The 16,237-nt window shown below is 68.4% G+C and carries 12 protein-coding genes; 11 read left to right on the top strand and 1 reads right to left on the bottom strand.

Annotated features, from left to right (window positions below; translation table 11 throughout):
- Nucleotides 1-12 precede the first annotated feature (12 nt).
- The 11 genes from AC3ERS_RS31625 (at nt 13) to AC3ERS_RS31575 (ending at nt 15,985) form a co-directional block, all read left to right on the top strand.
- Nucleotides 13-2,754 (top strand): PEP/pyruvate-binding domain-containing protein, encoded by a 2,742-nt coding sequence (locus AC3ERS_RS31625; RefSeq protein WP_431971794.1) that lies wholly within the window; start codon nt 13-15, stop codon nt 2,752-2,754.
- A gap of 104 nt (nt 2,755-2,858) precedes the next feature.
- Entirely contained in the window at nt 2,859-4,151 is a 1,293-nt protein-coding gene (locus AC3ERS_RS31620; protein WP_431971793.1) for an aminotransferase class I/II-fold pyridoxal phosphate-dependent enzyme, read from the top strand.
- Entirely contained in the window at nt 4,148-5,548 is a 1,401-nt protein-coding gene (locus tag AC3ERS_RS31615; protein WP_431971792.1) for a nucleotidyltransferase domain-containing protein, read from the top strand. Before AC3ERS_RS31620 ends, AC3ERS_RS31615 begins: the two co-directional genes overlap by 4 nt.
- Nucleotides 5,545-6,282 (top strand): HAD family hydrolase, encoded by a 738-nt coding sequence (locus tag AC3ERS_RS31610; protein ID WP_431971791.1) that lies wholly within the window; start codon nt 5,545-5,547, stop codon nt 6,280-6,282. Before AC3ERS_RS31615 ends, AC3ERS_RS31610 begins: the two co-directional genes overlap by 4 nt.
- The gene (locus tag AC3ERS_RS31605) at nt 6,267-7,220 is read left to right on the top strand and encodes a diacylglycerol/lipid kinase family protein (RefSeq protein WP_431971790.1); all 954 of its coding nucleotides are present in this window, start codon (nt 6,267-6,269) and stop codon (nt 7,218-7,220) included. Before AC3ERS_RS31610 ends, AC3ERS_RS31605 begins: the two co-directional genes overlap by 16 nt.
- Nucleotides 7,217-7,996 carry an SDR family NAD(P)-dependent oxidoreductase gene (locus AC3ERS_RS31600; protein WP_431971789.1) on the top strand — a complete coding sequence of 260 codons (780 nt, stop codon included), beginning with the start codon at nt 7,217-7,219 and terminating at the stop codon, nt 7,994-7,996. Before AC3ERS_RS31605 ends, AC3ERS_RS31600 begins: the two co-directional genes overlap by 4 nt.
- An 88-nt stretch (nt 7,997-8,084) precedes the next feature.
- Complete coding sequence (locus AC3ERS_RS31595; RefSeq protein ID WP_431971788.1) at nt 8,085-8,528, top strand: helix-turn-helix transcriptional regulator; 444 nt, start codon at nt 8,085-8,087, stop codon at nt 8,526-8,528.
- Nucleotides 8,529-8,533: 5 nt separating this feature from the next.
- The gene (locus AC3ERS_RS31590; protein WP_431971787.1) at nt 8,534-8,944 is read left to right on the top strand and encodes a VOC family protein; all 411 of its coding nucleotides are present in this window, start codon (nt 8,534-8,536) and stop codon (nt 8,942-8,944) included.
- 226 nt (nt 8,945-9,170) lie between these two features.
- Nucleotides 9,171-11,588: an ATP-binding cassette domain-containing protein gene (locus AC3ERS_RS31585; protein ID WP_431971786.1), complete on the top strand. Its 2,418-nt coding sequence runs from the start codon at nt 9,171-9,173 to the stop codon at nt 11,586-11,588.
- Nucleotides 11,589-11,810: 222 nt separating this feature from the next.
- Nucleotides 11,811-14,162 (top strand): arylsulfatase, encoded by a 2,352-nt coding sequence (locus AC3ERS_RS31580; protein WP_431971785.1) that lies wholly within the window; start codon nt 11,811-11,813, stop codon nt 14,160-14,162.
- A 215-nt stretch (nt 14,163-14,377) separates the two neighbouring features.
- Nucleotides 14,378-15,985 (top strand): AMP-binding protein, encoded by a 1,608-nt coding sequence (locus AC3ERS_RS31575; protein ID WP_431971784.1) that lies wholly within the window; start codon nt 14,378-14,380, stop codon nt 15,983-15,985.
- Between the two features lie 51 nt (nt 15,986-16,036).
- Here the strand turns inward: AC3ERS_RS31575 and AC3ERS_RS31570 are convergent, their stop codons facing one another.
- Nucleotides 16,037-16,237, bottom strand: coding sequence for an ATP-grasp domain-containing protein (locus AC3ERS_RS31570; protein ID WP_431971783.1), 201 nt, complete (start codon nt 16,235-16,237; stop codon nt 16,037-16,039).

The raw sequence follows: 16,237 nt of genomic DNA, 5'->3' as shown, positions 1-16,237 counted from the left end.
AGGCACAGAGCTATGAACCCAACGAACACCGGCGCGGTGGTGCCCGCCGCGACACTGGCCGCGCGGCCGGACGCGGCGCCGGAGCACATCGCGCGATTCGGGGCCAAGGCCGCGAATCTCGGTCGCTTGCTGGCGGCCGGTTATCGGGTGCCGCCGTTCGCGGTGGTCACCACCGAGGCGTGCGCGGAGATCCTCGCGCCCACCGCCGACGGCATCGCCGACCTGCTCGGCACCCTCGACCACACCGACCCCGCGTCGTTGCGGTCGGTGTCGGCGGCCGTCCGCGGCCTGATCCTCGGCGTTTCCCTGCCCGACCAGGTCGCGGCCGAACTCGACGCGGCGATCGCCGAATGGTCCGACGGCCCGGTGCGGCTGGCGGTCCGCTCGTCCGTGAGCGGGGAAGACTCCGCGACGGATTCGTTCGCGGGTCAGTTGGATACGGTCCTCAATGTGGCGCCGTCCGACGTGCCGCGCGCCATTCTGGAGGTGCTCGCGTCGGCCTATTCGGAGCGTTCGCTGTTCTACCGAGCGCATCGCGGCCTGGACAACGGCGGCGTCGACTGCGCGGTGCTGGTGCAGGTGCTCGTCGACAGCGCCGTCTCCGGCGTGGTCTTCAGCTGCAATCCGCAGACCGGCGATCCGGCCGAATCGGTGGTGTCGGCGGCGCTCGGTCTCGGTGAGGGCGTCGTGGCGGGCACGGTGGAATGCGATACGTATTTCGTCGACAACGCCTCGGGCGCGGTCGTTTCCCGCACCGTCGTCGACAAGCGGAGCCGCGTCGTCGCCGACTCGGGTTCCGGCACCGCGGTAGCGGAGATCGCGGGCGGCAGTGCGGAGCCCGCGCTCACCGATGAACGGATCGTCGAACTCGCGCGCACCGCAGGCGCGCTCGCCGAAGCCTTCGGCGGACCCCAGGACGTCGAATGGGCCTACGACGCGGACGGCACGCTGTTCTTGTTGCAGGCCCGCCCGGTCACCGCGACGGGGGCGCGCGAAACGATCTTCGACAACGTCAATGTCGCGGAGTCCTATCCGGGATTGTCCAGCCCGCTGACCTTTTCGATCCTGCGCGCCGCTTACGAGCAGGTCTTCCGTGCCTGCCACCGGGATTTCGGCGCGACGGGCGCGATCGTGGACCGCAATGCGGCGAGCTTGTACCCGTACCTGGTCGGCACCGCGCACGGACGGATCTACTACAACATCAGCAATTGGTACCGGCTGTTCCTCCAGATTCCCGGCATGGAGTTCGCGATCGAGGGCTGGGAGGCCGCCCTCAACATCGAGAACCGCTACCAGCGTCCGGCCGCGCCGAAACGCGGGGTGGCGCGGCTGCGGATGTACGCGCTGCGGGTGCGGGTCTTCGCGATTATCGCCTCGGGCTGGGTGCGGTTGCCGCAGCGGTTGCGAGCCTTCTTCACCGAGCTGGCCGCCTTCACCGCCGACCTCGACCGGCGTCTGTCCCCCGACACGCCTGAGCGGGAACGCGATCCGGAGGCGCTGCTGCAGTGGATGGAGCGCTGCCTGCACGAACTCGTGCCCGCGTACTCGGTGCAGATCTTCAACGACTTCCTGGCCCAGCAGCTGTTCCACGTCGTGGGGCTGCTGCTCGAGGGCCAGGGGCTGGAGCCGACCGAGGCGATCACCCTGCGCAACGAATTGTTCTGTGGTGAGGAAGGTGTCGACAGCGTCGACCCGGTGCGCTCGGCATTGGCGCTGACGGCGACGATTCGCGACGACGCGGCACTGCGCGCGCTGTTCGAGGGTCCGTTGGACGCGCACGCGGTGTGGAAGACGTTGGAGCAGCGCGAGTTCGCCGCGTTCCGTGCGGCATACCTGCGCCATATCGCCCTGTTCGGCGATCGCACGGTCGACGAGCTCAAGCTCGAAACCGACCCGCTCGGCGAACATCCCGAGCGCCTGGTGCCCATGCTGCGCAACTACCTGCGCGGCGGGCAGAACATCGACGAAATGGCAGCGCGGGAAAAGGCCATTCGTCGCGAGGCCGAGGCCACCGCGGCCACGCTGTTCCGCGACAGCTTCCCGCGACGCGTCGCCTTCCGTCTCGCGCTGAGCCGCGCCCGCGAGCACGTGAAGCAGCGCGAGAACATGCGCTTGGGCCGCAGCCGTTCGTTCGGCCTGGTCAAGCGGGTGTTCCGGGAGTTCGGCAAGCAGATGCACGGCGCGGGCCTGCTGAACGACCCGCGCGACATCTTCTGGCTCACCTACGAGGAGATCGCGGCGTTGACCCGCGGCACCGCCGTCGACACCGACGCGGCCCGCATCGTCGCCACCCGTAAGGCCGATCACGAGCGCTGGCGCGCCGTCGAACTGCCCACCCGGATCGTCACCACCGGCATCGCCGCGGCGACCATCGACGACCCGGCGTTCGACACCCCGAATCCGGCAGTGGACGCAACGGCGCAGACCGTGCTGCGCGGCATCGGTTGCGCGCCAGGGCGTGTCGAGGCGCCGGCGCTGGTGCTCGGCACGCCGGATCCCGAGGTGGAGATCGACGGGCAGATCCTGGTCGCCTCGACGACCGACCCGGGCTGGGTCTTCCTCATGGTCGCCGCGGGCGGACTGGTGAGCGAGAAGGGCAGCGTGCTCTCGCACACCGCCATCATCGGCCGCGAACTCGGCATCCCCACCGTCGTCGGCGTTCCCGGCGTCACCCGCTTGGTCGCCACCGGCGATCGCGTGGTGCTCGACGGGCGCGCGGGCACCGCAACCATCGTGCACGAGGACAAAGAATGACGACAGCATCACGTAGTGATTCCGTGAGGGGTGGCGGCCGGGCGACGGGTGGGCCGGCATCGCATACGGATTCCGTCAGGACCGACGACCACGCGACGGGTCGAGTGCGGAGCGAATCCGCCGGTCACGGCGAGAATTTCAGTCTCGAACACTATCTCGATCCCGCGGCGCACACCTTCGAACAGCGCTTCGAGGAATTCCGGCCGTACGTCACGAATGCCAGGGGCAGCGGCTTCGTGCTGCGCGAGATCACCGGTCCGGCCGGTCCGGTCGTCCAGGTGCGCGATCCCGACGGCGGCGAGACCCGCGAGCTGATCATGCTCGGCTCCAACAACTATCTCGGGCTCGGCAGCGAACCGGAGATCATCGAGGCCGCGATCGCGGCGACCAGGGAGTTCGGCGTCGGACATGGCGGGCCGCCGTTGCTCAACGGCACCACCTCGCTGCACCGGCGACTCGAGGAGCGCCTCGCCGAGACCAAAGGCTGTGAGTCGGCGATGGTGTTCTCCTCCGGCTACGCGGCGAACGTCGGCTGGGTGACCGGCCTGCTGCGCAACGGCGACACCCTGCTCTACGACGAGCAAAGCCACGCCAGCCTCTACGACGGCATCCAGCTCGGCCGGGTCAGGTCGATGGCGTTCCAGCACAACGATCTGCGGCACCTGCGGCATCGCCTGATGCAGATTCGGTGGCGGAATCCCGGCGCGAACATCGTGGTCGCGGTCGAGGGCGTCTACTCGATGGACGGCGATATCGCACCGCTGCCGGAGATCCGCGCGCTGTGCGATTCGTTCGGCGCCTGGCTGGCCATCGACGACGCGCACGGCACCGGCGTGCTCGGCGCGCGCGGCCACGGCACCGCCGAGCATTTCGGTCTGGGCGACGGCTCGGTGGAGCTGTACATGGGCACCTTCTCGAAGGTGTTCGCGACCACCGGCGGCTTCGTGGCCGGATCCAAAGACCTCGTCGACACGCTGCGTTTCTTCGCTCGCTCCTACATGTTCTCCGCTTCGCTGTCGCCCGCGGTGGTCGCGGCGGTGCTCGCGTCGATCGACTTCATCGACGCCCACCCCGCGCGAGTTCGCCAGTTGCACGACAACACGGCCTATTTCGCGCGGGAACTGCGCCGGATGGGTTTCGCGGTGGATCCGCAGACCGCCATCATCCCGATCCTGGTGCCGCAACGGCTGGCCGTCGCGGAGGTGGTGGCCGCGCTGCATCGCGCGGGCGTCTTCGTCAACGGCGTCGAATTCCCCGCGGTGCCACGGGAACAGCAGCGCTTGCGGGTGTCGATGATGGCCACGCTGACCCGCGACCAGCTCGACTTCGCGCTCGAACAGATCTCGACCGTCGCCAGGAGCTTCGGATTCCATCCAGAACAGGAGGGTGCGGTATGACCGGAACCCAGATCGCCGCGGGCGGTTCCGCGGTCGAACGGCTGCTGGTGCACGCGTCGCTGGCGGCGCCCACCGTGGACGAACGCGCCGAGACGGCGAAGCTGGCCCACGACGTCACCGACTGGGCCGAATTCTTCGCGCTGGCCGAGCTCAACGCGACGGTGCCGCTGGTGCAGCGCAGGCTGGAGGCCGAGGAACTCTACGATCTCGTGCCCGACTCCGTCCGTACGGACTTCGCCGCCGTCACCGACCGCATCGGCGCCGTCAACGACCGGCGCTTGGCCGGGGCGCTGGAGTTGTTGCGCCGCTTCGACGAACGCGGCGTGCGGTGCGTGGTGCTCAAGGGGATGCTCTTCTCGACCGAGATCTACCACGACCCGCGCTACAAGCGGATGAACGATCTGGACATCCTCATCGAGCTCGATCAGGTCGAAACAGCCATCGAGATCTACCGGGAGCTGGGCCTTTTCGCCACCTCGGAATTGCTCGGCAAAGCGCCGAAGGTGCGGGCCGAGCGGTCGCACCACCTGCCCTCGTTCGTCTCGCGCGACGGCGCGCTGGTCGTCGGCACCCACTGGGGACTGATCACCCCGCTGACCCCGTACACCATCGACTACGGCGCGATCTGGGATCGGGTGCGCCGCATCGACTTCTACGGCGTGCCCGCGTGGGCCATGGCGCACGAGGACAATCTGCACCACCTGGGCGTGCACCTGCCGTACTACAAGACCGGGGTGCGCGAACTCGGCGACATCTGGAACCTCGCCCGCCACGCCACCGATCTCGACTACGACCTGCTCGCGGGTGAGATCGCGAAGGCGGGTACCGAAAACCTGATGTACCACGCCCTTTCGCTGGCCGACCGCCTGGTGCCGAACCCGTCGTTCGCCGCCCTGATCGACCGGGTGCGGCCGAGGATCAATCGCTTCACCCGCTACGACACCGCCCGCAAGACCGCCGACATCCACGCGCTGCTGCGCAGCCGGTCCACGCACACCTCGCGGATCGAGAAGGCCTACACCGAGTTCAACATGACCGCGCTGGCCGACGAGAAGCGCGCCAGCTTCGGCCGGTTGTGGTCGGACCTGCTGCTGGTGCCCGCCGCGGAGGCGGCGCGGATGAGCTCGCTGCGGGAACCGACGGCGCTCTCGGCGCTCGGCGCCCGCGTCGCCGCGCCCTATCGGTTGACCCGGGTCTTCCAGCGCGATCTCGGCCGCTGGCTGTTCCCCGCGGCGCTGGCCAAGACGGTCTTCGACCTGGGTGCGGCCTACGGCGTGGACCTGGTGCAGCGCGCGGGCGTGCGGGCGATCGCCGCCAGGCCCGGGATCGACGAGTTCGCCGCGGGGCTGGGGTTGACCCGCGACGACCTGCAAGCCGTGCTGGACAGTCAGGAATGACGGCGGCGCATCGCACCGTGTTGTGGGATCTGGACGGCACGCTGGTCGGTCTGCGCAAGCGCAGTTTCCGGACGCTGATGCCGTTGACGGCGGCGTTGGCCTTCCGCGACCTGACGCCGCCGCACCGGTTCCTGCGCGTGCTCTCCGGCGTCCTGCCGGAGGTGCGCCGCAACGAAACCGACCGCACCAACACCGAATTCATGGTCGGCTTGCTCGCCGATCGCTTGGATATCGCACCGGAGCTGGTGGGTAAGCGGTTGCAGCGGCTGGCCGATCGCGATTTCGTCCGGCTGCGCCGCTGCTTCCCGGCATTACCGGAGGCGGTGTCGACCGTGCGCGAGTTGCGCGCGGCGGGCGTGACGCAGGTCGTCGCGACCAACCCGCTGTGGCCGTCGAGCACCGCAATCAGCCGATTGCGGTGGGGCGGGCACGATCCCGGCGTCTTCACGTTCATCACCAGCGGCGAGACCATGCGACGGTCGAAGCCGCGGGTCGAGTTCTATCACGAACTGCTCGATCGGCTCGGTCTCGCGGCGGCGGACTGCGTGATGATCGGCAACGACGCCGCCAACGACGCGCCCGCCGCCCGCGCGGGCATCCCGGTCTTCCTGCTCGGCGCCACGGAATCCGCTGTGCCGCCGGAGTGTGCGCGGACCGGTCTGGTCACCACGGGAGAGTGGACCCGGCTGCGCGAGTGGCTGGGCATCGAGGAGAAGTCATGCTCGTCATCTTGAATCCGCAGTCGAACGCGGGGACCGCCCTGCAACGCTGGCAGCCGGTGGAGCGCGCGCTACGGGAGCGGCATCCCGGCATGACGGTCGAACTGCCCGCCGATGCCGACCAGGCCGTGAAACTGGTGCGCGCCCAGATCGAAACACCGGACGCGGGCGCGCCCGAGGTGATCGTGGCGGCGGGCGGCGACGGCATGGTCAATCTGGTGCTCAACGCGATCATGGATCCGGAGACCGATCGGCCGCGCCGCGGCGCGGAGCACATCGCGCTCGGCGCCATCGGGCTGGGCAGCTCCAACGACTTCCACAAGCCGCTGCGCCCGGAGTCGACGAGCGCGGGCGTCGCGGTCCGGGTCGACGCGGCGGGCGCGGAGACCGTCGACGTCGGCAAGGCGACGATGCTCCTGCCCGACGGCACTCGCGTGGTGCGCTACTTCTTGCTCAACGCGAGCATGGGACTCGTTGCGGCGGGCAATGATTCGTTCAATCACGCGACCGGCGCGCTGGCCTGGCTCAAGTCACGGAACGTGGAGGCCGCCATCGTCGCCACCGCGCTGCGCAATATCGCCACCCACCGGCCCCTGCGGCTCGAGGTGCGCGGCACCGACTGGGTGCACACGGCGCCGATCACCAATATCGGGGTGCTCAAGAGCGTGCACTTCGCGGGCGGGATGTACTACGACACTCCGGTGACTCGCACCGACGGCAGGTTCGATGTGAACATCTGGGCCGCGTCCGGACGGCTGCGCATCCTCGGCCTGATCGCCGGGCTGTACCGCGGCGCGTTCGCGGGCTCGCCGCTGGCGGTCTGCCACCGCGACACCACCGTCGAACTGCGCCCCGAACGGCCCGCCCCGCTGGAGTTGGACGGCGAGATCATGCTGGTCGAATCCGCGCGCCTCGAGGTGCTGCCCCGGGTGCTGAAGGTGTGTGCGGCGTGACCGGAGTCGTCCTGATCACCGGCGCGGCCAACGGTATGGGCGCGGCGACCACGGAGCATCTGACGCGGGCGGGCTACACCGTCGAGGGCTGCGACCTCGTCCCGGGACCGGCGCACGCGACGGTGGACGTTCGCGACACCGAGGCAGTGCGGGCCTGGGTGAAGGAGATGGCCGCGCGGCACGGTCGCATCGACGCCGTGGTCACCTTCGCCGCGTACGGCGTCGTCGGCTCGGTCGAGGAGACCGACCCGGACGAAGCCGCCGCGCTGTTCGACGCCAACGTCCTCGGCACCCACCGCGTGCTGCGCGCGGTCCTGCCGATCATGCGCGCGCAGGGCGGCGGCCGGGCGATCGTGGTCAGCTCCGGCGCGGGCGCGATCGCCGAACCGTACGGCGGCTGGTACTCCGCGACCAAGGCCGCGGTGGAACGGATCGGCGAGGCCATGCGGATGGAGGCGGCCGGATTCGGCATCACGGTGTCCGTACTGGCGCCGGGATGGACGGTGACGCCGATCATCGAATCGGCCGTGCGCGTCGCGGACCCGCTGCCGGAATACGACGCCGATCGGCGGGCGGTGCTCGAGCGCGTCAGCGGATACCTGGCCGACGGCCAACCGGCCGCCGCGGTCGCCAGGAAGGTGCAGACCATTCTCGAGGCATCGCGGCCGCGCCAGACCTATCTCTGCGGCAACGACGTCCGGCTGTCCTTCTGGACCCGGCGGCTGGTCCCGGCCCGGGTGTACGAGCGGCTGGTCCGCGACTACTACGGACTGTGACGCCGCCTTCTCGATCACCGCGCCGAGCGGGCCGCTGGGACGCGGCCCGCTCTAGGCAGCGCCGGTGCCACATGGGAACATCGCGTAGGTGACCAGCAAACCCGCCACGGACCTGCGCGACCTCGCGCGATTGCGACGCGTCCGCGACCGGATCGACCGCGAGTACGCGCAGCCGCTGGACGTCGAGGCGCTCGCCCGCGACGCGCACATGTCGGCGGGCCACCTCAGTCGCCAGTTCCGGCTCGCCTACGGCGAATCGCCGTACTCCTATCTGATGACACGACGCATCGAGCGCGCCATGGCGCTGCTTCGGCGCGGCGACCTCAGCGTCACCGAGGTCTGTTTCGCGGTCGGCTGCTCGTCGCTCGGCACCTTCAGCACGCGCTTCACCGAGTTGGTCGGTGTGCCGCCCAGCGTCTATCGGCGCGAGGCGGCACAGTCGACGGAGGGGATCCCGTCGTGCGTGGCGAAACAGGTCACCAGACCGGTCAGGAATCGAGAAGCACCGGCCACCGGGACGCAATTAGCCTGATCAGCATGGACATCACCATTCACTCGAGCTTCCTTCCGCAGAACGACCCCGACGCCGCCCTGGCGTTCTACCGCGACGCCCTCGGTTTCGAGGTCCGCAAGGACGTCGGATACAACGGGATGCGCTGGATCACGGTCGGCCCCGTCGACCAGCCCGGCACGTCCGTCGTCCTGTACCCGCCCGCCGCCTCCCCCGGCATCACCGAGGACGAGCGCCGCGCCATCGAAGAGATGATGGCCAAGGGCACCTACGCCAGCATCCTTCTGGCCTCCAAAGACGTCGACGGCACTTTCGAGCGGCTGCAGGCCACCGACGCCGAGGTCGTCCAGGAGCCCACCGACCAGCCGTACGGTGTTCGCGACTGCGCCTTCCGCGACCCCGCGGGCAACATGGTCCGCATCCAGCAGGTGGGCTGATCCTTCCGGAGATCCAGGCCCTGAGCTGCCCGAACGGCAACGTGAAGTAGTCCGCGCCCGCCGATGGTCGCCACCGCCCGCGGCGACCATCGGCGAGTGCCGCGCCGCGCTTCCGACGCGACCGGGCGCACTGAACGAAACCGAACCGACGCCGGAACTGCTTGGATCGAGCACAGCCCGGTCGACGCAGACAGCGACACAGCCCCGCGCATCAGAGGGAGAAACGATGACCACGGCCACGAGGAAGAACGCCAGAAAGGCCACGGCGAAGGGCGCATCGCCCGCGCTGCCCGCCGCCGACAGCCACGATCTGATCCGCGTGCACGGCGCGCGCGTGAACAACCTCAGGGACGTCAGCATCGAGCTCCCGAAGCGCAGGCTCACGGTGTTCACCGGCATCTCCGGCTCCGGCAAGAGCTCGCTGGTGTTCGGCACGATCGCCGCGGAGTCGCAGCGGCTGATCAACGAGACCTACAGCGCCTTCGTGCAGGGCTTCATGCCGACGTTGGCGCGGCCCGAGGTCGACGTCCTCGAGGGGCTGACCACCGCGATCTCCGTCGACCAGCAGCGGATGGGCGGCGACCCACGCTCTACCGTCGGCACCGCCACCGACGCCAACGCGATGCTGCGCATCCTGTTCAGCAGGCTCGGGGATCCGCACATCGGCCCGCCCAGCGCGTTCGCCTTCAATGTCCCCTCGGTCCGGGCCAGCGGTGGCCTCACGGTCGACCGCGGCGAGGGCAAGACCAAGACCGAGAAGGTCACCTTCACCCGCACCGGCGGCATGTGCACGCGCTGCGAAGGCCGGGGCACGGTCTCCGACATCGACCTCACCCAGCTCTACGACGACTCCAAGTCGCTCGCGGAGGGCGCGTTCACCATCCCGGGCTGGAAGTCCGACAGCTTCTGGACGGTGCGGGTCTACGCCGAGTCGGGCTTCGTCGACCCCGACAAGCCGATCCGCAAGTACACCAAGAAGGAGATGCGCGACTTCCTCTACAAGGAACCGGTCAAGGTGAAGGTCGACGGCGTCAACCTCACCTACGAGGGGCTGATCCCCAAAGTGCAGAAGTCCTTCCTGTCCAAGGACCCCGAATCGATGCAGCCGCACATCCGGGCGTTCGTGGAGCGAGCGGTCACCTTCGCCGTCTGCCCCGAATGCGACGGCACCCGGCTCGCCGAGGGAGCACGCGCCTCGAAGATCGCGGGCATCAATATCGCCGACGCGTGCGCGATGGAGATCCGCGATCTCGCCGAGTGGGTTCGCGGCCTGGACGAGCCGTCGGTCGCGCCGCTGCTCGAAGCGCTCGGGCACACCCTCGACTCGTTCGTGGAGATCGGGCTCGGCTACCTCTCGCTGAACCGTCCCGCGGGCACGCTGTCGGGCGGAGAAGCGCAGCGCGTCAAGATGATTCGGCACCTCGGCTCGTCGCTCACCGACGTCACCTACGTCTTCGACGAGCCGACCATCGGCCTGCATCCGCACGACATCCAGCGGATGAACAACCTGCTGCTGCGGCTGCGGGACAAGGGCAACACCGTGCTCGTCGTCGAGCACAAGCCGGAGGCGATCGCGATCGCCGACCACGTGGTCGATCTCGGCCCCGGCGCCGGTTCGGCGGGCGGCACCATCTGCTACGAGGGCACCCTCGAGGGACTGCGGTCCAGCGACACCGTCACCGGCCGCCATCTCGACGACCGGGCGTCGCTCAAGCAGGAGGTGCGCGAGCACACCGGCACGCTGGCCATCCGCGGCGCCACCGCGAACAATCTGCGGGACGTCGACGTCGACATCCCGCTCGGCGTGCTGGTCGTCGTCACCGGCGTCGCCGGTTCCGGCAAGAGCTCGCTGATCCACGGATCCATCCCCGCGTCCGAGGGCGTGATGTCGGTCGATCAGGCGCCGATCCGCGGCTCGCGGCGCAGCAATCCGGCGACCTACACCGGGCTGCTCGAACCGATCCGCAAGGCGTTCGCCAAGGCCAACGGGGTGAAGCCCGCGCTGTTCAGCGCCAATTCCGAAGGGGCGTGTCCCACCTGCAACGGCGCGGGCGTCATCTACACCGATCTGGGCATGATGGCGGGAGTCGAGACTCCCTGCGAGGACTGCGAGGGCAAGCGGTTCCAGCCCGCGGTGCTGGAATACCGCCTCGGCGGCCGCGACATCAGCGAGGTGCTCGCGATGTCGGTGACCGAGGCCGAGGAGTTCTTCGGCTCGGGCGAGGCGCGGATCCCGGCCGCACACGCCATCCTCGACCGGCTCGCCGACGTCGGGCTCGGCTACCTCAGCCTGGGTCAGCCGCTCACCACCCTCTCGGGCGGCGAACGGCAGCGGCTGAAGCTGGCCACCCACATGGCCGACAAGGGCGGCGTCTACGTTCTCGACGAGCCGACCACCGGCCTGCATCTCGCCGACGTCGAGAACCTGCTCGGCCTGCTCGACCGTCTCGTCGACTCCGGCAAGTCGGTCATCGTCATCGAGCACCACCAGGCGGTCATGGCGCACGCCGACTGGATCATCGACCTCGGCCCCGGCGCAGGCCACGACGGCGGCAAGATCGTCTTCGAGGGCACGCCCGCCGACCTCGTCGCCACCCGCTCCACCCTCACCGGCGAACACCTCGCGGACTACGTCGGCGCCTGACCCTCGCGGGTGCGCGCGGTGGAGGCACCGTGCGCACCCGGGTCAGGACTGGGCGGCACAGCCGCCGATCGAATGAGCGCCGCCCCGCCGACAGGTCCGTAACTGAATAGTTGCCGATACCTCATCGAGTCGGTGCTTTTCCGCCTCTGGCGCGGCGCCACGCGAGTTATTCTCCAACCCAGCATGTCGACAGCAATCTCCCAACCACGATCGGGGTGCGCGATGGCGACCGATTTCAAGGGCAAGATCGAGCTGGACATTCGCGACTCCACCCCGGATTGGGGCCCGTTCGCGGCACCGACCGCGCCGGAGGGGGCGCCCAATGTGCTCTACATCGTCTGGGACGACGTCGGCATCGCCACCTGGGACTGCTTCGGCGGCCTGGTCGACATGCCGAACATGACGCGGATCGCCGAGCGCGGCGTGCGGCTGTCGCAGTTCCACACGACCGCGCTCTGTTCGCCGACGCGCGCGTCATTGCTCACCGGACGCAACGCCACCTCCGTCGGCATGGCGACGATCGAGGAATTCACCGACGGCTTCCCGAATTGCAGCGGCCGGATTCCGTTCGAGACCGCACTGCTCTCGGAGGTGCTGGCCGAACGGGGCTGGAACACCTACTGCGTCGGCAAGTGGCACCTGACGCCGCTCGAGGAGTCGAATCTGGCGTCCACCAAACGACATTGGCCGCTGAGCCGGGGCTTCGAACGCTTCTACGGATTCATGGGCGGCGAGACCGACCAGTGGTACCCGGAGCTGGTCTACGACAACCACAGCACCGCGCCGCCCGCGACCCCCGAGGACGGCTACCACCTGTCGAAGGACATCGCGGACAAGACCATCGAGTTCATCCGCGACGCCAAGGTCATCGCACCCGACAAGCCGTGGTTCTCCTACGTCTGCCCGGGAGCGGGCCACGCACCCCATCACGTGTTCGCGGAGTGGGCCGACCGCTACGCCGGTCGCTTCGACATGGGCTACGAGGCGTACCGCGACATCGTGCTGGAGAACCAGAAGCGGATGGGCATCGTCCCGGCCGACACCGAAATGTCTCCGGTGAACCCGTATCTCAGCGCCAAAGGCCCCAGCGGCGAACCGTGGCCGCTGCTGGACACCGTGCGCCCGTGGGACTCGCTGAACACGGAGGAGAGGCGGCTGTTCGCCCGAATGGCCGAGGTGTTCGCCGGTTTCCAGAGCTACACCGACGATCAGATCGGACGGATCCTCGACTATCTCGAAGAGTCGGGACAGTTGGACAACACCATCGTCGTGGTGATCTCCGACAACGGCGCGAGCGGCGAAGGCGGACCCAACGGCTCGGTCAACGAGGTGAAGTTCTTCAACGGCTACATCGACACCGTCGAAGAGAGCATGCGGTTCTACGACCAGCTCGGCGGCCCGCAGACCTACAACCACTATCCGATCGGCTGGGCGATGGCGTTCAACACGCCCTACAAGCTCTACAAGCGTTACGCCTCGCACGAGGGCGGCATCGCCGATCCCGCGATCGTCTCCTGGCCCAAGGGAATTCGCGCCCATGGCACGGTGTGCGACACCTACATCAACGTCTGCGACGTGACACCGACCGTCTACGAACTGCTCGGCATTACCCCGCCCGACACCGTCAAGGGCATCCCACAGCAGCCGCTGGAAGGCATGAGTTTTGCGGCGGCACTGACCGATCCGAAGGCCGAGACGGGCAAGGACACGCAGTTCTACACAATGCTCGGCACCAGGGGCATCTGGCATCAGGGCTGGTTCGCCAACACCGTGCACGCCGCGACCCCGTCCGGCTGGAGCCACTTCGACCAGGACCGCTGGGAGCTCTACCACATCGAGCGGGACCGCAGCCAGAACCGCGATCTGGCCGCAGAGAACCCGGAGAAGCTGGAAGAACTGAAGGCGCTCTGGTTCTCCGAGGCCGCGAAGTACAACGGGCTGCCGCTGGCCGATCTCAACATCATGGAGATGTTGGGGCGATGGCGTCCCTACCTGGTGGTGGACCGGACGAATTTCACGTACTACCCGGACACCGCCGAGGTCGGCATCGGGGCGGGTGTCGAGATGCGCGGCCAGTCCTATTCGGTGCTGGCCGAAGTCGCCATCCACTCCCCTTCGGCCGAGGGCGTGCTGTTCAAGCAGGGTGCGGGCCACGGCGGTCACGTCCTGTTCGTCCAGGACGGCCGGTTGCACTACATCTACAACTTCATGGGCGAAGACGAGCAGCGGGTGTCCGCGCCTGATCCGGTGCCGCTGGGCAGCCACGTCTTCGGCGTCCGTTACGAGCGCAACGGCACCGTCGACGGCAGCCACACGCCGCTCGGGGAGCTCTCGCTGTTCATCGATGACGCCGTCGTCGCGTCCCGGCCCGAAATGCGCACCCACCCGGGCACCTTCGGACTGGCGGGCGGCGGAATCGCCGTGGGGCGCAACGGCGGGCAGTCGGTATCGAGCGCGTACACGGCGCCGTACCCGTTCACCGGCGGCGCCGTCGCCAAGGTCGTCGTCGATACCTCGGGCACCCCGTACATCGATGTCGAGCGGGAGCTCGCGGCGGCGTTCTCCAGAGACTGACCCGCGTTCCCGGCCGCCCCCGGCCCCGGGGGCGGCCGTCCTGTCGAGCGGCTCGAAAGCTTCCCAACTTTTAGAACATGTTCTACAGTTGCCCACGTCGACTCGTGTCGCCGAAGCTCGGTTGATCATGCCTGGTCGAGGACACAGCCGACGTGGGAGTAGAACGCGTTCATAGGGTGCGCGTGGGCCATGCCGACGGTCTACGAGGAGTGGATTTGCAGTTCAATCTGGCCGATGTCTTCGAGACGGTCGCGGCCGCCGTCCCCGACCGGATCGCGCTGACCTACGAGGGCGAGCACATCACCTACGCTCAGCTCGGCACCGAAGCCGACAAGGTGGCTGCGCTGCTGTCGCGGGCGGGCATCGGCGCGGGGGACCACGTGTCGCTGTTCCTGAAGAACAGCGTCGAGCACGTCACCTCCCTGCTCGGCCTGCTCGAGATTCGCGCCGTGCCGATCAACGTCAACTACCGGTACACACCCGCCGAGCTCGAGTACATCTTCACCAATTCGGACTCCGTCGCCGTGATCGTCGAACTGCCCGAGCACCAGCGGACGCTGGCAGGGCTCCTCGCGGCGTGCCCGTTGCTGCGGACCGTGATCGTGGTCGGCGAGATCGACGGCGAATTGCGCTCCGCCGCGGCCGAGCGCTCGATCGCCGTGGTGCCGTTCGCCGATGCCGAAACCTTATCCCCCGCAGCGGAGTTCGCGCCTCGCACCGGAGACGAGCTGTACGTGCTCTACACGGGTGGCACCACCGGCTATCCGAAGGGCGTGATGTGGCGGCACGACGACTTCTTCCGCAAGCCCCTCTCCGGCGGCAACCCCTACGGTGCCAGTCCCCGCCAGGACCTCGCCGAGATCGCCAGCGCTGCAAAAGAATTCCCGGAGCTGTCCTTCCTGATCGCCGCGCCGCTGATGCACGGTGCCGCGCTGTACTCGCTGTTCACCTTCTTCACCCTCGGCGCCCGTGTCGTCCTGATGCGCGACTTCGATTCGCGGCGCGTCGTCGAAGCGATCGAGCAGGAGAAACTCCAGGTTATCCTCATCGTCGGCGACGGCATGGGGCTGCCGCTGGTCGACGAGATGGAGCGCCGCAAGGGCGAGATCGACTTCGGCTCGCTGTTCTCGATCACCTCGGGCGGCGCGATCTGGTCGGTCGGGGTGCGCGAACGCATGCTCGCGGTCAAGCCGGATCTGCTGCTGCGGGACAACTTCGGGGCCTCGGAATCCGGCAACGACGGCGCCTTCACCGTCGACGAACAAGGCAATCTGCGCATGCCGCCCTCGCCGACAATGCTGCTCGTCGACGAGGACCTCGCCGACATCCCGCCGGGCAGCGACCAGATCGGCTACATCGCCCGCGTCGGCAACGTCCCGCTCGGCTACTACAAGGACGAGGAGAAGTCCGCCCGCACCTTCCGCACCCGCGCCGACGGCACGCGCATGTCCGTACTCGGCGATATGGGTCGCGTCGAGGCCGACGGCACCATCGTGTTTCTCGGACGCGGTTCGCAGTGCATCAACACCGGCGGCGAGAAGGTCTTCGCCGAAGAGGTCGAGGCCGCCCTGCACGCCCACCCGTCGATCGCCGACGCCCTCGTGGTCCCCGTGCCCGACGAGCGCATGGGCCAGAAGGTCGCCGCCGTCATCGCGACCTACCCGGACGCGCCCCCGCTGGAACTGGACGAAGTTCAGCAGCACTGCCGAAAGTCGCTGGCCGGATACAAAATACCGCGCTCGATCGTCGTGGTGGACGAGGTCGAACGCACCCCCGCAGGCAAGGCCGACTATCGGTGGGCAGCTGAGGTCGCGGCCGGATAGGACGATCCGCAGCCGCGTGCCGCTCGAGACAGCACCGGTGGTCGCATCTCATCAGCCTGCGTGGCTCAGCAACTCACTCCACCGCTGCACCACCAACTCGGTGTACAGGTCGGCGGCTATGTCGTACGCGCCGAGTGCGTAGCCGTCATTGGCCTCGATCAGTGCCGTTTCGCCAGTAGCCAGCACGCCGAAGTCGATGCCGTACGCCCTCGGCGCATTTCCGGAACCGTGGTATGCGGTGATTGCGGACAC

The sequence above is a fragment of the Nocardia sp. bgisy134 genome, from assembly GCF_057708325.1.
Note: the sequence above shows the minus strand (reverse complement) of the source record. Positions and strands in the feature narration are given on the sequence as shown.